Origin of the sequence: Streptomyces sp. NPDC086023, assembly GCF_044540325.1 — a bacterium.
Classification (GTDB): domain Bacteria; phylum Actinomycetota; class Actinomycetes; order Streptomycetales; family Streptomycetaceae; genus Streptomyces.
Map to the genome: position 1 here is coordinate 212,742 of NZ_JBITRX010000003.1, position 20,599 is coordinate 233,340.

Annotated in this window: 17 protein-coding genes and 1 tRNA gene; 6 read left to right on the forward strand and 12 right to left on the reverse strand. The window is 75.9% G+C overall.

Going from position 1 to position 20,599, the window contains the following annotated elements; all coding sequences use genetic code 11:
- Positions 1-35: 35 nt before the first annotated feature.
- From ACIF6F_RS07595 to ACIF6F_RS07605, 3 genes are all read right to left on the reverse strand, one after another.
- Entirely contained in the window at positions 36-368 is a 333-nt protein-coding gene (locus ACIF6F_RS07595) for a hypothetical protein (RefSeq protein ID WP_399942665.1), read from the reverse strand.
- A gap of 152 nt (positions 369-520) precedes the next feature.
- Entirely contained in the window at positions 521-1,681 is a 1,161-nt protein-coding gene (locus ACIF6F_RS07600; protein ID WP_399942668.1) for a D-alanyl-D-alanine carboxypeptidase family protein, read from the reverse strand.
- Positions 1,682-1,745: 64 nt separating this feature from the next.
- Positions 1,746-2,639: a universal stress protein gene (locus ACIF6F_RS07605; protein WP_399942671.1), complete on the reverse strand. Its 894-nt coding sequence runs from the start codon at positions 2,637-2,639 to the stop codon at positions 1,746-1,748.
- A gap of 269 nt (positions 2,640-2,908) precedes the next feature.
- Here ACIF6F_RS07605 and ACIF6F_RS07610 point away from each other — a divergent pair, with 269 nt between their 5' ends.
- Both ACIF6F_RS07610 and ACIF6F_RS07615 read left to right on the forward strand, forming a co-directional pair.
- The gene (locus ACIF6F_RS07610; protein WP_399942674.1) at positions 2,909-3,325 is read left to right on the forward strand and encodes a DUF3052 domain-containing protein; all 417 of its coding nucleotides are present in this window, start codon (positions 2,909-2,911) and stop codon (positions 3,323-3,325) included.
- Positions 3,326-3,570: 245 nt separating this feature from the next.
- Entirely contained in the window at positions 3,571-4,776 is a 1,206-nt protein-coding gene (locus ACIF6F_RS07615) for a serine hydrolase domain-containing protein (protein ID WP_399942677.1), read from the forward strand.
- 23 nt (positions 4,777-4,799) lie between these two features.
- Here the strand turns inward: ACIF6F_RS07615 and ACIF6F_RS07620 are convergent, their stop codons facing one another.
- Entirely contained in the window at positions 4,800-5,654 is an 855-nt protein-coding gene (locus ACIF6F_RS07620) for an endo alpha-1,4 polygalactosaminidase (protein ID WP_399942680.1), read from the reverse strand.
- A gap of 566 nt (positions 5,655-6,220) precedes the next feature.
- Here ACIF6F_RS07620 and fusA point away from each other — a divergent pair.
- Complete coding sequence (gene fusA, locus ACIF6F_RS07625; RefSeq protein ID WP_399942682.1) at positions 6,221-8,290, forward strand: elongation factor G; 2,070 nt, start codon at positions 6,221-6,223, stop codon at positions 8,288-8,290.
- 129 nt (positions 8,291-8,419) lie between these two features.
- Here fusA and ACIF6F_RS07630 read toward each other — a convergent pair whose 3' ends face one another.
- Complete coding sequence (locus ACIF6F_RS07630) at positions 8,420-9,835, reverse strand: Ig-like domain-containing protein (protein ID WP_399942684.1); 1,416 nt, start codon at positions 9,833-9,835, stop codon at positions 8,420-8,422.
- Between the two features lie 235 nt (positions 9,836-10,070).
- Between ACIF6F_RS07630 and ACIF6F_RS07635 the strand changes: the two genes are divergently transcribed.
- From ACIF6F_RS07635 to ACIF6F_RS07645, 3 genes are all read left to right on the forward strand, one after another.
- Positions 10,071-11,291 (forward strand): T4 RnlA family RNA ligase, encoded by a 1,221-nt coding sequence (locus ACIF6F_RS07635; protein WP_399942686.1) that lies wholly within the window; start codon positions 10,071-10,073, stop codon positions 11,289-11,291.
- A 3-nt stretch (positions 11,292-11,294) separates the two neighbouring features.
- Entirely contained in the window at positions 11,295-12,212 is a 918-nt protein-coding gene (locus ACIF6F_RS07640) for an AAA family ATPase (RefSeq protein ID WP_399942688.1), read from the forward strand.
- A gap of 462 nt (positions 12,213-12,674) precedes the next feature.
- Positions 12,675-12,905, forward strand: coding sequence for a DUF6296 family protein (locus ACIF6F_RS07645; RefSeq protein WP_399942691.1), 231 nt, complete (start codon positions 12,675-12,677; stop codon positions 12,903-12,905).
- 1,035 nt (positions 12,906-13,940) lie between these two features.
- Here ACIF6F_RS07645 and ACIF6F_RS07650 read toward each other — a convergent pair.
- The 7 genes from ACIF6F_RS07650 to ACIF6F_RS07680 form a co-directional block, all read right to left on the reverse strand.
- Positions 13,941-16,289, reverse strand: coding sequence for a hypothetical protein (locus ACIF6F_RS07650; RefSeq protein WP_399942693.1), 2,349 nt, complete (start codon positions 16,287-16,289; stop codon positions 13,941-13,943).
- A 3-nt stretch (positions 16,290-16,292) separates the two neighbouring features.
- Positions 16,293-16,364, reverse strand: a tRNA-Gly gene (locus ACIF6F_RS07655).
- A 35-nt stretch (positions 16,365-16,399) separates the two neighbouring features.
- Entirely contained in the window at positions 16,400-17,425 is a 1,026-nt protein-coding gene (locus tag ACIF6F_RS07660) for an aldo/keto reductase (RefSeq protein ID WP_399942695.1), read from the reverse strand.
- 109 nt (positions 17,426-17,534) lie between these two features.
- Entirely contained in the window at positions 17,535-17,927 is a 393-nt protein-coding gene (locus ACIF6F_RS07665; RefSeq protein WP_399942698.1) for a hypothetical protein, read from the reverse strand.
- A 43-nt stretch (positions 17,928-17,970) separates the two neighbouring features.
- Positions 17,971-18,561 carry a VOC family protein gene (locus ACIF6F_RS07670; protein ID WP_399942701.1) on the reverse strand — a complete coding sequence of 197 codons (591 nt, stop codon included), beginning with the start codon at positions 18,559-18,561 and terminating at the stop codon, positions 17,971-17,973.
- Positions 18,555-18,896 (reverse strand): hypothetical protein, encoded by a 342-nt coding sequence (locus tag ACIF6F_RS07675; RefSeq protein ID WP_399942704.1) that lies wholly within the window; start codon positions 18,894-18,896, stop codon positions 18,555-18,557. Before ACIF6F_RS07675 ends, ACIF6F_RS07670 begins: the two co-directional genes overlap by 7 nt.
- 284 nt (positions 18,897-19,180) lie before the next feature.
- Positions 19,181-20,296, reverse strand: a complete 1,116-nt coding sequence (locus tag ACIF6F_RS07680; RefSeq protein ID WP_399942707.1) for an anti-sigma factor domain-containing protein — start codon at positions 20,294-20,296, stop codon at positions 19,181-19,183.
- Positions 20,297-20,599: the final 303 nt, after the last annotated feature.

Genomic DNA, 20,599 nt, shown 5'->3' on the forward strand with positions numbered 1-20,599 from the left:
CCCCACCACGGTCGGCTGAGGAAGCGCCCGGGTCGTCAGGTGTACTCGACACCAGTGCTTGCCTGACTGCCGGCGCCATCTGCGCGCGCGTCCCCGGTCCGTTCGGCCGTCGCGGAGCCGCTTGCTTCCCCTCCGTGACGCCGTACCCCGGTCCCGGCACTGCCTCCACCGGAAGCCTCGGCCTTGCCGGTCGAAGCCGCCACATCCACCGGCCCCTGGGCGGGGGACGGATGCTGCACCAGCGCCCAAGCGAGAGAGACGATCGCCACCGCCGCCTGAACACAGGCCGCGGCTACCTGGCTGGTGTCCGGGCCGTCGAGCAACCAGAGCAACGGTGTCGAGACGATACCCACCATCGCCACCACCACGACCGTGATCTTCCAACGTCGTGTCAAAGGCCCTCCCCGGAACCGGCCACCACCGGATCCGGCGGCTCCTTCACTGATAGGAGCAGCGCAATTCCGAGACCACAGGTTTCCCGGATCGGGGATCTGGTCGCTTCACTCAGTGCCAGTCACTGTCACACTGCACCGCGGTGCCACACCGTGTGGTCACGGGCGGCGCGGCGGGCCGCCATGCGGCGGGCCACGATGCGGCGGCGGTGGAAGAAGGCGCCCAGCAGCGCGGCGGCTCCGGCCGCCGTCACGGGCCAGGCCAGACCTTCCGCCCCCTCGTCAGCCGGCTTGCCGGACGCGGCCTGCGGGCCCGCCGCTCCTCTCGTGCCGGGCGCGTCGGCCGGGTCCGGCAGGCGCTCCACCGCCCCGCGGGCGCGCGGAGCCGCCGCGAAGCCCCAGTCGAGCAGGGCGCGGCTCTCCTCGTACACGGCGTTGGAGCGGTTGCTCCTCGGTCGCAGGAGGGTGACCAGCACCGTCCGGCCGCCCCGGCGGGCGGCGGAGACCAGGGTGTTGCCGGCCCGGCTGGTGTAGCCGTTCTTGACCCCGATCAGGCCGGGGTACGGGGCCACGCCGTGGGAGCCCACGAGCAGCCGGTTGGTGTTGCGGATGCCGAAGGAGCGGGAGCCGCCGGCGGCGGGGAAGCGGGCGGCCGTGGTGGCCGCGTACGTCCGGAAGTCGGGGTTCCGCAGACCCGCGCGGGCGAAGAGCGTGAGGTCGTACGCCGACGAGGTCTGCCCCGGCGCGTCGTACCCGTCCGGGGACCTCACGACCGTCTCGCGCGCGCCGAGCCGCTCGGCGGTGGTCTGCATCTCGCGGATCGTGTGCCGCCAGCCGCCGTTGAGCCCCGCGAGGGTGCGCACCGCGTCGTTTCCCGAGCTCAGGAAGACCCCCCGCCAGAGGTCGGCCACCGTGTACGTGTGCCCCTCCCTGACGCCGACCACGCTGCTGCCGGGTGCCACGCCGGCCAGGTCCCCGTACGAGACGGTGTGCGCGAGGTCGCCGCGCAGCCGCGGCAGGACGGTGACGGCGAAGAGGGTCTTGAGCGTGCTGGCGGGCGGCAGCGGCCGGTGGGCGTCCCGGGCCGCCAGCACCGCCCCGCTCTCCGCGTCCGTCACCATCCACGCCGCCGCCGACACCTGGGGCGGCGCCGGCACCCCCGCGGCCGTGCGGACGGCGGGGTCGGGGGCGGCCTGCGCCGTGGGCGCGGCGCAGAGCAGGACCGCGCACGAGAGGGAAAGGGCCGTCCCCCTGCGCGCTCTGACGGTGTACCAGAGACCGATCGCCATGACCACACGCTAGGAACTCCCCGGCCGCCGCGCTCGCCGGGCTACGCCACCCGGAGGCGGTCTGTCAGGCCGGTGCCGGTACGACGGCCACCGGGCAGTGCGCGTGCAGCAGCGCCGCGTTGGTGACCGACCCCACGAGCAGGGAGTCGGCGCGGAGCCGGGAGCGGTGCCGGCCGACGACCAGTAGCGCGGCCGTCTCCGACTGGCCCACCAGCTGACCGGCCGCGTCGCCCGGTCCGACCAGCGTGTCCAGCACGACCTGCGGGTACCTCCGGGAGAACGGTTCCAGCCGCTCGTGCTGGGCCCGTTCGATCTCGCGGAGCAGCGGCGCGGTGTCCTCGGGCAGCCCGGCCATCGGGGCGCCGATCAGGGGCAGGGGCGCCACCGGGTCCCGGAAGGCGGTCAGTGCGGTGAGGGAGTGGGCGCCGGCCGCGGCCTGCCGGAAGGCGAAGTCGACGACCTCGTCCGGGGTCTCGGTGGGTTCGAGGCCGAGGAGGACCCGGTTCGTCCCGGCCGCGCCGGCGTCCTTCTCGCCGGCGGGCTCCGGCCGTGCCACGCGGGCCGCGTGGGGGACGACGACCACGGGGCAGGGCGCGGTCGCGGCGCAGGCCCGGCTGGCGGAGCCGAGGAGGAGGCTGGTGAAGCCGCCCCGGCCGCGGGACCCGAGCACCAGCATCCCGGCTCCTTCCGCGGCCCTGTTGAGCGCCCCGGGCACCTCGCCGCCGAGGCTCTCGTACCGGACCCGCGGGAGGGCCGTGCGGCCCTGGAGGGAGAGCCGGACGTTCTCCGTGACGGGGTCCGGGGCCTCCGGAGGCTCGCCGACGACGGCCGTGCGGCGCGCCTGCCAGACCTGCGCGTGGTCCGGCAGCACATGCGCGACGACCACCTCGGAATCCGTGGCGGCGCCGGTCGCGAGGGCCCACTCCAGGGCCTTCAGGCTGTGCTCGGAACCGTCCACCGCGGCAATGATCTGACCCGGTTTCATGCCATTTTCGGTCATTGGTCCAGCATTGCACTGGTCCCTGCGGTGCGGGGTGACGGGGTGCCGGACGGGCGTGCCGTGCGGGGATGGCGCAGGGGCATGGCGCAGGGGCATGGCGCGGGGGGGCATGGCGCGGGGGTGGGCCGTGGGAGTGACCCGTGCCGGCGGGGGAGTGGCGGCGGGCCGCTCACGGGCGGTGGCGCGGAGGATGGCGGCATGTTCGTCGACGACGTGGCCGGCCGGCCGTGAGCGCCGGGTCCGGCGGCCACTCGGGCACGCCACTGGCCGGGAAGCTCGGCATCAGGGCCGGTGACGTGGTGCACCTGCGCCACGGGCCGGCCGACTGGCCGCTGCCCGGGCTGCCCGACGGGTGCCGGGTGGCCCCCGGAGGTACCAGGGGAGCGGCCGTCACGGTCGCCTTCTACCGCGAGTTCGCCGGCCTGGCCGCCGAGGCGGGAGCGCTGGTGCGGGACCTGGACGACGCGGCGATGCTGTGGATCGCCTGGCCGCGCCGGGCAGCCGGTCACGAGAGCGACGTCACAGAGAACGGGTTGCGGGAGCTGTTCCTGCCGCTCGGCGTTGTCGACGTGAAAGTCGCGGCGCTGGGAGAGGACTGGTCGGGGCTGAAGTTCGTGCGGCGCAAGGAGAACCGGCGGGGCTGACGCGGGGCGCGGGGCGGGGCGGCCGCCCGTGCGCCGGGGTGGCTTGCGGCGGGCGGTTCGCACCGGGTCGCTCGCGCCGGGTGGCTCCGGGGGAACCCCTGGGGGGACCCCAGGGTGGGGTCAGGGCCGGGTCAGGGTGATCACGGATGAGCAAGGGGGCTGTTCGGCGCCAGAGTTGGTGGTGCGAAGAACCGCGCGGACCGGCCCGGAGGGCGGACCGCACCGCACCGAACCTGGAGCCCACGATGACCGCTCGTCCCCGCAGCAACGCCCGCACGACCACGACCACGACCGCTCGCACGACCACGGCCACGGCCACCCGCACGGCCACGACCACCCGCACGGCCGCATCGTCGACCGCCCGCTCGGCCACGTCCCGGCGCCGCGCCCCCGTCGGCCGCTTCGCCGTGGCCGGCCTGGCCTGCGCCACGCTGGCCCTCGGGCTGAGCCCGACGGGCGCCCTGGCCGGCAGCGGGCCCGGGCTCCCGGTGCGGGCGACGCTGTCGTCCGGGGCCGGCGAAACGCCGTTGCAGTCCTTACTCGCCGGACTCCCCGACGACGTCACGGACGCCGCCGTCGTGCGGGTGTCCGGTGGGGGCCCGCGGGCCGCCTTCACGGGCGCCGCCGGACCCGTGGCCGGGGACGCCCGTTTCCCGGTCGGCAGCGTCACCAAGGTCTTCACGGACACCCTGGTGCTCGGCCTGACCGCCGAGCAGGGCATCGGCATCGACCAGCCGGTGCGCTGGTTCCTCCCGGACCTGGTGCCGGCTGCGTACGACGGGGTGACGATCCGTCGGCTGCTGGACCACACCAGCGACCTTCCCCGGGCGGCCCGGGTGCGGCTGGGGCCCGAGGCGCTGGTACGGGCCTCCTTCGCGCGGGACGCGGCGGCCCGGTCCGGCCGCATACCGGCGCCCGGCACGGCGCAGCAGTACAACGGCCTGAACAGCTTCCTCGCCGGCGTCCTGGTGGAGCGCCTGGCCGGCCGCCCGTACGCCGACGTGCTGGCCGACCGGATCCTGACGCCCCTGAAGCTCACCCGCACCGGCATGTCGGCGCACCGGGACGTCGCCTGGGCCTGGGCGGAGGGGGGCCTGGAGTCGACCACTGCCGACCTGGACCGTTTCCTGTCCGCACTGCTGGGTGGGGAACTCCTGCCCCCGGCGGCGCAGCGCCACCTCTTCGAGATACCGGACGTGCCGGGGGCTCCGGGGAACACCAGCTGTCCTTCCCGGACCGCGTGCTTCAGCGCGGGCGGCCTGATGCGGGTGCGGCTGTCGGACGGCAGCCGGGTCTGGGGCAAGACCGGATCCCTCGGCGGCTGGACCAGCGGGGTGTTCGCCACCGCGGAGCAGCCGCAGCCGGTGGCCTACGCCCTGCGTCCGGACGCTAAGGCCGGCCCCAAGGCCCAGCGGGACCGGGTCCACGCCCTCGTGGACGCCGCGCTCTGACCCGTCGGTGGGGCGGCCGACCGTCAGCAGGCCTTGCGGACGTAGCCGGTGGTGCCCCGGGGCCGGAGGTCGCGGTCGCGCTGGATGACGGAGAGCCGGTCGCCCCACGCCGCGCAGGCCTTGGTGAAGTCGCGGGAGCGGTACTCGACGACGAACACGCGGGAGCCGTACGCGCTGACGTAGCCCCCGCACTCGTCGTACCGTCCGCACTCCTCGGCCACGGCGAAGTCGAAGCCGATCCGCCGTCCCTTCGGGGCCAGTTCAACGGTGTTCTTCTGCGCGACGGCCAGGCCCGCCGCATGGGCCCGGGCGGTCAGGAGGCGGGCGAAGGCGACGTTGTCCGCTGTGGAGAGCAGTCTCTTGGACCTCTCGTACGAGTCGAGGTTGTCCGGCTCCACCGCCTTGAACCCGTCCCGGGCGCAGCCGTCGAACCAGCGGCCGACGACGGCGGCCAGCCGGGTCCGCTTGGCGGCCGTGGACGTGTCGAGCAGCACCTCGTTCCAGTCCTCGTCGACCACGTGGCGGCCGTTGGCGTCCTTCAGCAGCAGGCTCGGGTGGTTCCGCTGCCACCAGCGCAGCTCCTCGGCCTGGGCCTGGAAGGCGTTGACGTAGCAGACGTTGTAGACGCCGGCGGCGACCCGGTCCGAGCGGTCGCGGACCACGACCTCGACCCCGCGCCGCGGCGGGTAGGCGCCGCCGAGCTGGTAGTCGAAGCCGGAGTTGCCCCGGGGCGGGGTCACGGTGGCCGCGGCGGCCTCCGGCCCGTCGGCCGCCTCGGCGGCAGCGGGGAGCCCCGCCGCGAGGGCGCAGACCGCGGCGACGGCCAGGCCGGCCCGGGGGAGCCGGCGGGGGCGGGACGGAAGGGGGTGCGAGAGCACGGAGTGGACTCCTCGACGACAGAGCTCTCCTCGGGAGAGCGGACGGAGCGGCCGGAAGGTGGTGATCAGATCACATCATCGTTTCGGGTGGGGGAGGTTGACGGAAGATCCAAGCGGGTTGGGGGAGCGTGGCGGACCCGTTCACGCCGTCCGGGCGGAGGAGGCGGGCAACACGGCGCAGGGACGCGGTAATTCGGGTGCCGCGGAACGGGCGGGCTGCCTACACTCGGCTCGCGCGCCGCTGAGGAAGCCGCCGCGCGCCCGTCGTCGAGTGAAGAGAAAGGGGAACGGGGCCATGTGCCGCAACCGCACCGCCGCCTTCGTTCCCCCGTCGCGGTTCGACGTGATCCCGGTGTCCCGGGGCGCGCGGTGCCGGCTGCGCGGCCGCCACCGTATGCCCGTGACGCACGTCTGAGTTCCGCCGGCCCCGCCCCGCCCGTCCCGCCACTCCCCGGAACCTCCGGAGGAGCAGGCCCGACGTGCGTGTACCCGCGGGGGCCGTGGCCGTCCGCCGCGTCCGGGAATCGCGCCGCCCAATCTCCTCAACTCGCGAAAGGCCCCGGGCCATGCGCACCATCCGCACCACCACGACCGTTCCCGCCCTCGCCGCCGTCCGCAACCTCGGTATCCTCGCGCACGTCGACGCCGGCAAGACCACGGTCACCGAACGCATCCTGTTCGCCACCGGCACCGTGCACAAGCGTGGCGAGGTCCACGACGGCACCACCGTCACCGACTTCGACGCCCAGGAACGCGACCGCGGCATCACCATCTTCGCCGCGGCCGTGAGCTGCTCCTGGTCGGGCCACCGGGTCAATCTGATCGACACGCCGGGCCACGTCGACTTCGCCGACGAGGTCGAGCGGTCGCTCCGGGTGCTCGACGGCGCGGTCGCCGTGTTCGACGCCGTCGCCGGCGTCGAACCGCAGAGCGAGTCCGTGTGGCGCACGGCGGACCGCTACGGCGTCCCGCGGATCGCGTTCGTCAACAAGCTCGACCGCGCGGGCGCCGACCTCGACTCCGCCGTCGCCTCCCTCCGCGACCGGCTGGGCACCGTACCCCTGGTGGTACAGCTGCCCATCGGCCGCGAGGACTCCTTCACCGGCGTCGTGGACCTGGTCCGGATGCGCGCGCTGCTGTGGAGCGGCGACGACGGCACGTACACGACGGGGGAGGTCCCGGCCGACCTGCGGGAGGAGGCCGTGCGCCGCCGCCGGGAGCTGGCGGAGACGGTGGCCGGAATGCACCCGGCCGCGCTGGAGGAGTTCTGCACCACGTCGGAGCTGTCCGCACCGACGCTGACCGGGGCGCTGCGCGACCTCACCCTGTCCGGCGAGGGCGTCGTCGTGCTCTGCGGCTCGGCCTACCGCAACCGCGGCGTCGAACCGCTGCTGGACGCGGTCGTGGCGTACCTGCCCTCACCCCTCGACGTGCCGCCCGTGCGCGGCACGTACGGGGGTGAGGAGCGGGAGCGCGCCGCCGACCCGGCGGAGCCGTTCACGGCCCTGGTCTTCAAGGTGGCCGCCACCGCCACCGGCCGGCTGACCTACCTGCGCGTCTACGCCGGCACCGTCCGCAAGGGCGACCAGGTGCGGGACGCCGGCACGGGGCGCACCGAACGCGTCGCGCGCATCCTGCGCGTCCAGGCCGACCGCCACGAGGAGAGGGAGGAGGCAGTGGCCGGTGACATCGTCGCCGTCGTGGGCCCGAAGGCCGCCCGCGCGGGCACGACCCTCTGCGCTCCGGCGGCGCCGCTGCTGCTCGAACCGCCCGTGGTGGCCGAGCCGGTGGTGTCCGTCGCGGTGGAGGCCGGCCGGAGCACCGACACCGGCAGGCTCACCACGGCCCTGGCGCGGCTCGCGGAGGAGGACCCTTCGCTGTCCGTGCGCTCGGATCCCGAGACCGGGCAGACGGTCCTCTCCGGCCTGGGCGAACTCCACCTGGAGGTCGCCGTGGAGAAGCTCCGCAGCGGCGGGGTCGAGGTGGCGGTGGGCCGCCCGCAGGTCTCCTACCGGGAGACCGTGGTGCGCGGGCTGGCCGGCTTCGTCCACCGGCACGTCAAACAGGACGGCGGCGCGGGCCAGTTCGCCCACGTCGTCCTCGACGTCGAGCCGCTGGGCGAGCCCGGCTTCGAGTTCCGGTCCGCGGTGACGGGCGGCCGCGTACCGCAGGAGTACGCGCGTGCCGTGGAGGCCGGATGCCGGGACGCCCTCGTCGAGGGCCCCCTCGGCGGATACCCGGTGACCGGGGTGCGGGTGGTGCTGACCGACGGCGCCACCCATGCCAAGGACTCCTCGGAGCTCGCGTTCCGTGCGGCGGGCCGGTTCGGGCTGCGCGAAGCCCTGCGCCGCTGTGCGCTGGAGCTGCTGGAGCCGGTGGCGGAGGTGACCGTCACCGTCCCGGACGACGCGGTCGGCGGGGTGCTGGGCGACCTCGCGGCCCGCCGCGGCCGGGTCTCGGGCTCCACCGCCCGCGCCGGCACGGCCGTGATCACCGCGAGCGTGCCGCTGGCCGAGCTGTTCGGCTACGCGTCCCGCCTCCGGGGCCGTACCAGCGGCCGGGGTACGTTCACCACCCGGCCGGCCCCGCCCGCGCCGGTCCCGGCGTCGGTCGCGGCCACGCTGCTGACCGGCTGAGGCACCCGCCCGTCCCGTCCCGTCCCGCCCCGGACGGCGGGACGGGGCGGACGGGGCGGACGGACCGGGCCCGCTGAAGGGCCGACGGACGGTGCAGGTCCGGAGACGGGCCTGCACCGCGCCGCCGCGTCAGACCATCGGGTGCAGGGGCGAGGGCGCGGCGGCCGCGTTCCCGCCCTCGGGGGACAGGGCGCTGCCGGCGCGCCAGCGCGACCAGTCCAGGTTCCAGTCGCCGAAGCCGTTGTCGAACGGGGTCATCCGCGCACCCCCGCTGTTGACCACCGTCACGATGTCGCCCTCGCGGACCGTCCCGAAGAACCACCTGGCGTCCTCGGTGCTCATACCGGTGCAGCCGTGGCTGACGTTCTCCTCCCCCTGGGCCTCCTCGGACCAGGGCGCCGCGTGCACGTACTCGCCGCTCCACGTGACGCGGGTGGCCCAGTAGACCGGCAGGTCGTAGAACTCCGAGGTGCCGCGCCGGATGCCGATCGAGTCCCCGCGCATCCGCACCTTGCGCTCCTTGCGCAGCACCACCTTGATTCCGCTGCGGGTGCGGAACCCCTCCTTGCCCGTGGTCACCGGAAGCGTGCGCAGCAGCAGGCCGTTGCGCCGTACGGTCATCCGGTGGCGCGCCGAGTCGGTCACCGCCTCGACCCGGTCCCCGATCCCGATGCGCAGCGGCTCCGAAGGGCCGCCCACCCGGCCGTCCCCCAGCACCACCCCCTCCAGGCCGCTGCGCACCGCGACCTCGGTGTGGGCCGGCCAGAACGACCGGGGCCGGTAGTGCAGCGTGCGGTCGTCCACCCAGTGCCAGGAGCCTTCGACCCGCGGCCTGGAGGTCACCTCCAGCGCCCCCTCGACCAGCGCGCGCCGGCGTCGCTGTGCGGCCGGGACGGGGTGGCTGAGCTCCGCGGTGATGACCTGCCCGGCCCCGTACGTCCCGCTGCCCGGCCCGAATTCGACCGTGAACCGCTCGCCGGGAAGCCGTTCCTCGGGCGCGGTGCTGAAGGCCAGGGTGACCCCCACCGGTCCGCCCCCCGGATGCTGCGCGCGGACGTGCACCGCGTACGGCTCACCCGCCCGCAGCGGGGCCGCGGTCCGCCACACCGCGCCGCCCCCGCCCGCCGTGCCGGCGATCCGCCGCCCGTGCGCGTCCTGCACGGTCACGTCGGTGAGCCGCGCCGGCTCGGCGACGGCGATCCGCAGCGGGCCGCCGGCGCTGGTCAACGGGCCCGCCGGGCCCGGCGCGGTGGTGAGGGCGGCCAGTTGCGCGGCGTCCAGGGCGCGTTCACCGCCCGGGACGGCCTGCACGGTCTGCTCGTGCCAGCCCCCGCACTGCCTGCTCCGCAGGCTCCCGGACGTACAGCCCGGTCCCGCGCCGTCCAGGACCCGGCCGACCAGCACGGCCAGGGACGGCGAAGCGGCCGACCGGGCGGCGGGCGGCCCCGGCGCCGCGTCCGGCGCGGCCGCGGCGACCAGCAGGACCCCCGTCACCCCCGTGAGCGTCCGCCACACCAGCCGTCGTCGTGCCCGTGACACCGTCACGCTGCCCTCCTGCACTCGCTCGTAGCCGGATGGCAGTATGAAACGATCTTGGTACTCCCGGACGCTGGCCGCCTCGCCCGCTGCTCCGAACGGGACCGGAGAACACACCCGGCCGGTCCAACCCGCCGCGCCGGCCCCGTCCCGGCACCACACACGTCCGCCTGGCCTGCGGATATTCGCTGGTGGCCGATGCCCGCCCCGGGGGACGATGACGCATCACCCAAGGGAGGGACCCATGAGCCAGGACCGCCTGACTCTCCATGAACTGCTGCCGCCGGACGAGCTGTCCGCCGCGGTCGACGCGGGACACGTCACGCGCAAACGCCACCCCGAGCTGCCGCTGTCGCTCTACACGTACACGCGGACGTGCCAGTACGAGCAGATCTGGAACCGGGTCACCACCCGCTGCCGCGGTCTCGTCGCCGACGACGCCACCGGCGAGATCGTCGCCCTGCCGCTGCCCAAGTTCTTCAACGTCGGCGAACACGAGTCGGGCCGCCCGTACGCCCCGCCGCTGCCCGACGAGCCGTTCGAGGTCTACGACAAGGTCGACGGCAGCCTCGCCGTGGTCTTCGCCTACGACGGCCGCTGGCACGTCGCCTCCAAGGGCTCCTTCACCAGCGAGCAGGCCACCTGGGCGCAGCGCCGGCTGGACCGCGCCGACACCTCGGCCCTGCTGCCCGGAGTGACGTACCTCGCCGAGATCCTCTACCCCGGCAACCGCATCGTCGTCGACTACGGCGACCGCCGGGACCTGGTGCTGCTCGCGGCCTTCCGCACCGACGGCACCGAACTCCCGCTGGCCGACGCGGCGCCGGCCTGGGACGGCATCGGCTCCGTCGTGCGGACCTGGCCGGCGATGCCGCTGGCCGACCTGGTGAAGCTGACCGAGAACAACACGCTGCCCGACGGGTCCGCCGCGACCGGCACCGACGCCGAGGGGTACGTACTGCGCTTCGCCTCGGGCGTGCGCGCGAAGGCGAAGATCGCGGAGTACGTGCGGCTGCACAAGGTGCTGACCGGCGTGACCGAGCGGGACATCTGGCGCAGCCACGGCGTCCAGCGGTTCGCCGGGATGTCCGTCAAGCGCCTGGCGCAGGGCCTGGGTTACCCGGTCGCGGAACTCGGGGGAATCCGCTCCACGGGCGGCCGCCCGCTGGACGCTCTGCTGGAGCAGGTGCCGGACGAGTTCGACGCCTGGGTGCGCGGCGTCGTCGACCGGCTGGAGGACGCGGCGGCCGCCCGCGAGCGGGCGATCGACGAGGCGTACGCCCGGGTCGCCCACCTCGCCGACGACCGCGGCTCCTTCGCGCGGGCCGTGAAGACGCTGCCCGTCGACCCGGAGATCAGGTCCGCCCTCTTCCTCCGGCTGGACGGGCGACCCACGGACGTGCTGGTGTGGCGTTCCGTACGGCCCGAGAAGGCCGACCCCTTCACCACGGACCAGGAGAACTGAGCAGTGCCCGTAGTACACGTCATGACGGGTCTGCCCGCCTCGGGCAAGACCACGGAGGCCCGCCGGCTCCAGGAGGAGTCCGACGGCCGGATGCGCCGCGTCAACCTCGACGACCTGCGCAGGATGCTGGACGTCCCGGGACCCGAGCGCGGCCGTTCGCACGCGCACGAGAGGACCGTGCTCGACGTCCAGGACGCGGCCGTCAGGTCGGCCGTCGAGGGCGGCTTCGACGTGGTGGTCGACAACACCCACCTCACCCCGCACATCCCCGGCCGGCTGAAGGCGGCCGTGACCGGCCTCGGCGCGTCGTTCGTCGTCCACGACTTCACCGGCGTGCCGGCGGAGGAGTGCATACGGCGCGACGCCGCGCGGGAGCGGCCGGTCGGCGAGGAGATCATCCGCATCCTGGCCGACAAGCACGCGAAGGCCACGCGGGGCGGCTGGCGGCTGACCGCGGAGTGGCTCGGTGCCGGAGCGGCCGGCGCGCCGTACACCGCCGACCCCGCGCTGCCGTCGGCGGTGCTGTGCGACATCGACGGCACGCTGGCCCTGCGGGGCGACCGGGGCCCGTACGACTTCACCCGCTGCGACCAGGACCTGCTCAACGTCTCGGTGCGGGGCGCCCTGCACTCCTTCCGGCGGGCGGACGGCGACAGCATCGTGCTGCTGTCCGGGCGCAGCGAGGACCATCGCGAGATCACCGAGGCGTGGCTGGCGCGACACGAGGTGCCGTACGACGAGCTGTGGATGCGGGCCTCCGACGACGGCCGGAGCGACGACATCGTGAAGGCGGAGCTGTTCGACCGGCACGTACGGCACCGCTACGCGGTCCGCGTCTCGCTCGACGACCGCGACCGCGTGGTCGCGCTGTGGCGCCGGATGGGCCTGCCGACCTGGCAGGTCAACTACGGCAACTTCTGACGGCTGCCTGCGCGGCGTCGGCGCACACGGCGCCGGGCGCCCCGGGGGAGACCTACCAGGGGCGCGCGGCGCCGTTCGTCCGGCGCCCGCCATTGCACCGCGGTGCCTAGTGCCGGGTGCCGGGGGCCCGGTGGCGGGTGCCTAGTGCCTAGTGCCGGGTGCCGGGTGCCGGTGCGGGTGTCCCGTCCTTTCCTGGGGGCCGGCCGGACCGGTACACCGGTGACCGGCGCGCGGTGCTCGGCTGCGGGCGGACCGGACTCGCGGGAGGCCCGCGAGGCCGGCGGGCGATCCGGGGCTCGACCCCACGGGAGGGCCGACAGGGCCTCGCCGGCCTGCCGGCTGCGCCTGAGCACCTCTCACGGGTGGACGGCCCGGGCCCGAGCGGCACGGCGGCCGGGGCCCGGTGGCGCGGGAGCCCAGGACGCCGGAGGATCGGTAGGGGAGGCCGAGCGGAGGCATCCGATGCACGTACAGCGTTACGAACTGGTCTTCCCCGGCGGTACCGGCGACGGCGATGACTCGGTGGTGGTCACCCGCACCGAGATGTCGGGCCCCGGCGGGCATCCCGTCTACGCGGACGCCACGGGCATCGTCCGGGCGGAGATCAGCGACCGCGGCGAGGTCCGCGTCCTGGCCTCGGGCGGCCACCAGAGCCCGCCGGCGGGCGTCCAGGCCCGAGAGCTTCCGGAGTGACGCGGCCCCCGGGGAGACGGACGCGGGCCCGGGAGACGGACGCGGCTTACGTGCGGCCCTGGCCCGCGTGCGACCCTGGCCTGCGTGCCCGCCCGGCCTTTGCAGGCGGGGCCCCGCGCCGGGAGCCGCCCGGCTCACGTGTGTGGCCGTCCTGACGCTGCCGGGCTGAGCCCTGGGGGGCCGCCTCGTGGTGCGTGGGTCCCCTCGGTGCTTGACGGGGCATGGCCTGCAGGCCCAGCGGCAGGCCCACCCCTGGGGCTTCGGGGCTTCGCCCTGGCCTTCGGCCACCCCAGGCCCGGGCCTGCCTCCGGACCAGCCTGCCATGCCCCGTCAAGCACCTCCCCCACGCACCACGAGGCGGCGGCGTCGAGGCGCGTGGCCGCGCGGACGGGCCACCTCAGACGCCACCCGGCACCGGCTGGGTCGGCGAAGGCGGACGAGGAGGCCCCGCATGTGGGCCGGCCTTGGGCGCATCTGGCCGCGGGTCCCACCGGGAGGCGCCGGCCACCTCAGACGCCACCCGGCACCGGCTGGGTGGGTGAAGGCGGACGAGGAGGCCCCGCATGTGGGCGGGCCTCGGGCGCACCTGGCCGCCGGTCCCACCGGGAGGCGCCGGCCACGTGTCGCTCGCCCGGCTGCCGGGCGGAGCGGGACCGTGCCTGTGAGGCGTGCGGCTCGCCCGTCTGGGACACAGTCCGCATGCGGTGGCGGTTCCGGGCCGGGAACGGGCGCGGGGAAAGCCGGCGGTCCCCGCGTGACGCCGGTCCGGGGCGGACGTGATGAGAACGCGCCCCCGGCCGTTCGGAGGCGGCGGCCGTGCGTGGTCCGCGGAGGCGGCCCCCGGGGGCGAGGGTGGCCGGGCACCTCCTAGGGGCCCGGCGCGGGCCGAGGCCGGCGGTCCCGCGTGTGAGGCGGACTCCTGTCCGTGGCCGGTTCACGGGTGACCGGGACGCGCCCCCTGGCCGCGGCGGGGGGCGGGGACGGGGGCGCCGGCCCGAGGGGCCCCGGCCCGCAGAGGGCCCGGCGGTGCGGTGGTCAGCGGCGGCCCTGTGACGGGGCCGTGGGCGGCTCCGGGGCGGGGCGGAGCCAGTGTTCCTCCGTGGTCCAGCCGAGGAGGCGCCGGCCGCGGCCCCGGAGTGCCGTGCCGCGGGAGCCGAAGGTGCCGCCCGCGCAGACCAGGCGCAGGCCCGCCAGGGCCGGCGCCAGCCGGGCCGACACGTGCCACGGATGCCGCACGACCTCCTCGGTCAGCCACCACAGCACGGCCTCCCGTTCCTCCGGCCCGCACAGCGACAGGTGGAACACCATCTGCCGCCACGCGTACGCGGCGTCCTTGATCGTGGCCAGCGGCCACCGGTGGCCCTGGATCCGCGCCGTCAGCCGGCACACCGTCGTGAAGCACCGACGGGCCAGGTCGTCCCAGCCTGCCCCGGGCCCCGGGTCGATGCCCGCCCGGGCGACCAGCACCGCCAGGTTGTGCGTGGTCAGGATCTGCGCCTGCTCGATCACCTTGCCGTTGGCCGCCACCGACCACCGCCCGCCCGTGACGCGCGCCCGTTCGTGGCACAGCTCCCCGAAGCCGGCCGAACTGCGCGGCTGCGGGCTCCGCTTCGAGGCGCCGGCGGCCTCGATGACCGCGAGGTTGCGCACCGCCGCGTAGTCGATGCCGTAGTACCGCTCGTACACGCTGCCCGCCAGCAGCTCGCCCGCGATGCGCGCCGCGGTCAGGAACTTCGGCGTGAACCCGCCGGTGAAGATGTCCGCCGCCAGCTCCTCCACCAGCGGCGCGCCCAGCCCGGCCTGCCGGGCGAGCACCGACAGCTCCCGCACCAGCGGATTGGGCAGCACGGTCGCCGGGAAGGCCCGCACGGCCAGTCCGCCCAGCTCCCGCAGCAGCTCCCGGGCGCCGTCGCTCGCGGCGGCGTCGTCGCGCCGGCCGGCGACCGCACGTACCCAGGGCAGTTCCTCGGCCCGCACCTGGTGCTGGAGGTCCAGCAGCAGGAGGGACCGGCGGTTGCCGAACGCCCGGTGGTTGGCCGCCATCAGCGTCCGCAGCGCCGGGTCCTGGTACGCCCGGGCCGTGGTCGCCGCCACCAGCTGCGGCACCAGCTGCGCCAGCACCTCGGCCGACGGCACCACACCCCGCTCCACCAGCGTGGCGACCGGCGCGCTCAGTGCCGCCTCCACGGGCCGCCGTACCGCGTCCGGCACCCGCGCTCCCGCGGGCAGGCCGGTTTCGACGGCCTCCTCCTCGCCGACCGGGGCGACCAGCGGCGCCGGGTCGGCCACCCCCGCCCCCTGAGGGAGGTCCGCCATGCGCCGCAGCACCAGCTGCGCGAACGCGTGGTGCGAGGGCAGTGCGGCCTGCGCGGTCTGCGCCCCGCGCAGCGCGGTGTGCGCGGCGGAACCTGGCAGCCCGCGCCGGCGCACCATCGACCCCACGGCGTGCCGCAGCAGGCCGAGCAGCCGCCGGTCCAGGGGCCGGCCCGCGACGCACTCCTCCAGCGCGCCCAGCAGGATGCCGAGGTTCTCCTTGGGGTTCCGGTGCTTGCCGCAGAGCGGGTGCGCGGCGGCCAGCTCCCGGTACCGGCGCAGCAGCGCGGCGCCCCGCGCGGGCCAGCCGGGCTCCGGCGCACGGTCGGACACCGCCTCCGGCATCCGGGCCGTCCCGGCCGTCTCCAGCCAGTGCGCCAACACCGCGTCGCCGAAGGGCGCCCAGACGGTCAGCGCCTCCCGCTGCGCCTCGACGCGCGGGTGCGGCCGGCGCCGTGCCAGGGCCTCGCCGGCCTCGCCGGCCGTGCGCCGGTGCACGGCGGGGGAGTCGGGGAACGGCTCCGCCGCGGGACGGGGCGTGAAGCGCAGCCGGTCTGCGAAGGGCGCGAGCTCGGCCACGAGCGCCCGGGCGGCCGCCAGATCGCCGGCGCGCACCAGCCACGCCACGGTCGGCAGCGCGGCCTCCTCGGGCAGCGCCACCTCGTACCGGCCGCTGTCCAGCAGCTCCCACAGCCACGCGAGTCCGGGCCCGGTCAGCCAGTGGTCGAACAGCGCGGCGCGGGTCGCGGGCACGCCGGCCCGCCGCGCCGCCTGCTCCTCGTACGGCTCCAGCGGTCCGCCGGCGCGGGCGGCGCCGGTGGCGAAGCCGCCGTGCACCACCTCGGGCGTCACCCAGGCGGGCAGGCCCGACGCCGGAGTCCGCGAGCCGACCGTGATCCGTCCGTCGGACATGCCGCCCAGTACGGCGCGCCAGCGCGCCACCCGTTCCTCGGCGCGCAGCCGGGTGGCCGCGTCCTCGTGGGTCAGGGCGGTGGCGGAGGCGGCGGCCAGCCGGCCCGCCGCGAAGGACAGGCCGGGGCTGAGGAGCTGCTGGTCAGCGTGATCGTCCATAAGCCGGTGCGGCAGGTTCTGCCCCTGCGCCCTCCGGGTAGGAAGCCCGGCGCTCTTCTGCTGAGCTACGCACCGCGTGCCGTGACGCTAGCGGCCGCAGCGGCGTGCGCTCAACGCGTTTTACGCCGAGGGGAGGGACGGCAGGGGGCCGGCCCCGCCGCTCCGGTGCGGGACCGGAACGGCGCACGGGGGCCCGGGAGTTCGGCTCCGGCGGCAGCCGGCTCCGGGCCGCGCCGGTGGGCCCGCTCCAGCAGTGCCAGCTCCTCCCCGGTCAGCCGGAGCGCACCGGCGGCCACGTTCGCCTCCAGGTGGGCCGGGTCGCCGGTGCCAGGGATGGCCAGCACGTGGTCCCCGCGGTGCAGGGTCCAGGCGATCCGCACCTGTGCCGGGCTGGCGCCGCGGCCCTCGGCGACCACCAGCACCTCGGGGGTCTCGCCGCTGCCGGCTCCCGCCTCGCGGCCGGTGCCGGCGATGGCGTAGAACGGCACGTACGCCACGCCCTGCTCCCCGCAGCTGCGCAGGAAGGCGTCCTCCTCCTCGGGCCGCAGCCCGATCCCGTACCGGTTCTGCACGCACACCACCGGTGCGATCGCCCGTGCCTCGGCGAGGTGCGCGGGCGTGACGTTGGATATCCCGAGGTGCCGGATGAGCCCCGCCTCGCGGAGTTCGGCGAGGGCGCCGAAGCGCTCGGCGATCGACGCGGTGCCGAGGACGCGCAGGTTCACCACGTCGAGGTGGTCCCGGCCCAGCTGGCGCAGGTTCTCCTCGACCTGGCCGCGGAGTTCGCGGGGACCCGCGTGGGCGGCCCAGTTGCCGGAGGCGTCTCGGGCCGGTCCGACCTTGGTCGTGATGACCAGGTCCTCCGGGTACGGGCCGCCGAGCGCCCGGTTGACGAGTTCGTTGGCGGAGCGCAGTGAGGAGAAGTAGAACGCCGCGGTGTCGAGGTGGTTCACCCCGAGCTCGACCGCGCGGCGCAGCACGCCCACCGCCTCCTCGCGGTCCCGCGGGAGTGCGTCCGGCGCGAAGGCCTCGCCCTTCTGGGGCAGGCGCATCGTGCCGAAGCCGATCCGGTTGACCTTCAGGTCCCCCAACGTCCAGGTGCCCGAAGCCGCTGCTGTGATCGTTTCTGAGGTCATGCGGGCATGATCACCCCGCCCGAGACTGTCCGCAACGCGATACATCCGTACCCGACTGTGCTACGGGGAACGGAAGTTGACCGGCGCCGAAGCGGTCGCCGGCGGGGCCTCAGCCGCTGCGGGGACCACGCCGCAGCGGGAGGGCGCGGTCGCCGGTGAGGACGAAGAGCACCTCGCGCGCGAGCTCCCGCACCGCCGTCCAGGCCGGGTCGGTCTCCAGGGCCTCGTAGGTCCCCGGGTCCGTCGGCCGCTCACCGCACATCTCCTCGAAGTGGGCCTCGATCGTGCGGAGTTCGTCCATCACCGCGATCGCGCCGAGCTCGTCCGCCTCTTCGCGCGCGTAGATCGGCAAGGCGTCGTCGAAGTCGTACAGCAGCTCGTCCGTGCAGACCGGGAACGGGAACTCCAGCCACCTCTGCTGCGCCGTGGCGTCGGCGGCCAGCCGGCTCAGGGCGGCGATCATCATGCGGCGGGCGGGGGAGCCGTACCAGTCGGGGTACACGGCGGCATTCTCCCCGGTGCGGCGGGGGTGGTTCCGGCCGGGGTCAGTGCGTGACGTGGAACTCGTTGCCGGCGGCGTCGAGGTACTCGCCGGGTGTGCGGTCGGGCCGGGTGACCTCCAGGCGGAGCCTGTTGCGGCCCGTCTTCGGCGCCGCGGGCGGTCCCATCACCAACGAGACCGGGCCGGTGGGCGACGGCCGGAGCCGGACGCCCCAGTCGTGGGACTCGACCGCGTGCCAGCCGGCCTGCGCCTCCCAGAAGGCGGGCTGTGCGGGACGGTCCTCCTCGGCGATGTCGAGGCAGATCGCGACGAGTCCGGAGTCGGCGAGCACGCCGGGGTGCCCGGGGCGCAGGACGCAGAACTCGTTGCCCTCAGGGTCCGCCAGCACGTCCCACGGGACGTCCCCCTGGCCGATGTCGGCCCGCGTCGCACCGAGCGCGAGCAGGCGCGACACCTCGGCCTGCCAGTCCGGCCCCCCGGCCAGGTCGAGGTGGAGCCGGTTCTTGCCCGTCTTCGGCGTCGCCGTCGGCATGCACCGCAGCCGCAGGCCGCCGGTCCCTCCCCGGGTCGCCTCCTGCCAGAAGCGGTCCATGCGGGCGACGTCCAGCGCGTCGATCACGATTCCGGTCAGCATCCCGTTCCCCCAAGCCGTCGGAGCGTACGCACAGCCTCGCCGAGCAAGATCACCCGGCGCAACCCCCCGCGCCGCCCGCGACCGGCCAGGCCCTCGCAGAGGATCCGGCGGGACCTCTCGCGCGCGTCCGGCGGGCCGAAGCCGAGCCGGTTCTCGTCGAGGGCGTGGAAGACCGTCACCCGGCCGGTCCCGAAGGCGAAGTGGACGTCGACACCGCCCTGTGCCGGGTCCGGACACGTCCGGTCGGGGCGCTCGACCGAGGTGAGGGCGAGGCCGGCCAGGGCCTGGTAGGCGGGGAGCGGCCCGGCACGCCACTCCAGTTCGAATGCGGCCACCCACGGCGGAACCCCGGGCGACCGTGTTTCCGCGTCAGGGCGAGAGGCCGTCGAACCTCCGGTGGTCCACCTCGGCCCGCTCGCCGTCTTGGAAGCCGGACACGACCGGGCAGTGGGGAACCCTCGTCGTCCCCGCGGTCCCGGACCGGCCGGACGCTCGTCAGGGTCCGGCCGCCGGGGGCCCGCGGGGGTGAAGCCGGTGCTCTCCGTACGTCCTCGTCGCGGCCGTGCTGCCGGGCAGGCCGGCAACCGCGCCGGCCGAGGTCGAACACCCCGCCGTCACGTCAGGACCCGTCGTACGGCCCCTCGTCGTCGGCGTCGTCGGCCGGTGGCGACGGTGTGTCCTCCGGCGGCTCGGCCGGGACACCGACCCATCCGACCACCGGCGGCGTCGGCCGGGCCGCCCCGGTGTCCGCCTCGACCGTGATGCACACGGCCGTGGCCCGCGCCACCGGCCCCCGCAGCCGGAGCTGCTGGTCGCCGGAGCCGCCGAGCAGCCCCGCGGGCCGGTAGGCGCCGTCGTCGCTGAACCACATGGCGTACGCCTTGCCGGCCGGCAGGGCCGGCAGGTCGCTCGCGAAGAAGGCCGCCGCGTTCTCGCTCCGGGCCACGGCGACGGTGCCGCGGCCCTGCCCGGCCACCGGCCGGGTGCCCAGCTGTACGTCCGGGGCGGCCAGTACGTCCGCAACCGCCGCGGCCTGCGCGTCGGCCCGCTGGAGGGCGGCCCGGGCGTCCTGGGTCTGCCCGTGCTGCCATACGGCGGCGACGCCGCCGGCCGCGAGGGCGGCGGCCGCCACGGCCGCCAGCGCCACCGCAACCCGCCGCCGCACCGGCCGCCCCCCGAACACCTCGCCCACCCCGGGCACGCCCGACACCCCGGCCACCTCTGCCCCGGGTGCACCAGCCGCCGTACCGTCCCCGGGGGCCGTACCGGGCCCCGGCGCCGTGCCTGCGCCGGGCGTTGTGCCCGCGCCGGCCGCCGTCGCCGCGGCCGCCGCCGCCGCACCCGCATCGGTCGGCACCGCTGCGGGCGTACCCGCCCCGGTGGGCGTGCCCTGCCCGGCCGAGGTACCCGGTTCGTTGGGGGTGCCCGTCCCGGTGGGACTGCCCGTCCCGGGCGTGCGGGCAGCGGCCCACGGCCCCGCGCCGGTACCGGCACCTGCATCCGCGGTTCCCGCCTCGGGCACGGCACCCGGCGCCCGCGCCGGCTCTGCGTCCACCGCGGCCAGCACGCGCTCCCGCAGGCCCGGTGAGGGATCGGCCTCCACCGCGTGTCCGAGGGCGGCGGCCGCCGGCCTCAGCTCCGCGAGTTCCGCGGTGCACCGCGCGCACCCCGCGGCATGGGCCTCGAAGGCGCGCAGCTCGTCCTCCGGCAGGGCGTCGAGCACGTACGCGGCCACGGCATCGTGCGGAGCACCGCTCTCGGCGCCGCCCACCTCATGCGGCGGAGCGCCGCTCGCCGCGCCGCCACCCGGGGGCGGCGGAGCACCGCTCTCCGCACGGTCGCGCGTGTACCGCTCACGGCCGGCCGCGCCGCTTGCCTCGCGGGGAGGCCCGCCGTTCTCCGCGGCGCCTCCCGCGTGCGGCGGACGGGCGTTGTCAGCACCGTTTCTCGGGCGCGGCTCGTGGCCGTCTGCGCCTCCTGCCTTCTGGGACGGGCTCTCCGCGGCGCCCCCCGCATGCGGCGGACGGGCGTTGTCGGC

What these genes read in the sequence shown, in the direction of transcription:
- ACIF6F_RS07600 (WP_399942668.1), bottom strand. Translation starts at nt 1,681, where the DNA reads ATGGCGATCGGTCTCTGGTACACCGTCAGAGCGCGCAGGGGGACGGCC.
- ACIF6F_RS07615 (WP_399942677.1), top strand. Translation starts at nt 3,571, where the DNA reads ATGACCGCTCGTCCCCGCAGCAACGCCCGCACGACCACGACCACGACC.
- fusA (WP_399942682.1), top strand. Translation starts at nt 6,221, where the DNA reads ATGCGCACCATCCGCACCACCACGACCGTTCCCGCCCTCGCCGCCGTC.
- ACIF6F_RS07635 (WP_399942686.1), top strand. Translation starts at nt 10,071, where the DNA reads ATGAGCCAGGACCGCCTGACTCTCCATGAACTGCTGCCGCCGGACGAG.
- ACIF6F_RS07645 (WP_399942691.1), top strand. Translation starts at nt 12,675, where the DNA reads ATGCACGTACAGCGTTACGAACTGGTCTTCCCCGGCGGTACCGGCGAC.
- ACIF6F_RS07650 (WP_399942693.1), bottom strand. Translation starts at nt 16,289, where the DNA reads ATGGACGATCACGCTGACCAGCAGCTCCTCAGCCCCGGCCTGTCCTTC.
- ACIF6F_RS07660 (WP_399942695.1), bottom strand. Translation starts at nt 17,425, where the DNA reads ATGACCTCAGAAACGATCACAGCAGCGGCTTCGGGCACCTGGACGTTG.
- ACIF6F_RS07670 (WP_399942701.1), bottom strand. Translation starts at nt 18,561, where the DNA reads ATGCTGACCGGAATCGTGATCGACGCGCTGGACGTCGCCCGCATGGAC.